Here is a 281-nt window from a genome sequence, read left to right as displayed (position 1 = left end):
CCAAGGCCTCTATAAGTGCAACTTCATCAATTACTCCGCCTCGTGCGGCATTAATGATTCCCACGCCATCTTTCATTTGTTCAAATTCCTTTTTTCCTATGACAGGTTCTTTTTGTGACGGAATATGCAGCGTAATAAAATCGGCTTCTGCAATAAGTTCCTCCATTGGTAATTTTTTTACCGGAAGATCCACAGTTTGGCCGTTAAAGAACTCAAGAGTAACATTGACTTCCTTTTCTTCAGAAGAGCTGGAGCAGGCGATCACATTCATTCCAACACCC

The 281-nt window shown here is 42.0% G+C and carries 1 protein-coding gene; it reads right to left on the bottom strand.

Features of this window, described 5'->3' with window-relative positions; translation table 11 throughout:
• A partial coding sequence (locus HC175_RS23575) for an NAD(P)-dependent oxidoreductase (protein WP_317172411.1) occupies window positions 1-281 on the bottom strand: 281 nt, incomplete at both ends.

Source organism: Salinimicrobium oceani (assembly GCF_012037645.1).
The sequence above is the reverse complement of the archived record's forward strand: the minus strand, read 5'-3'. Positions and strand labels throughout refer to the sequence as shown.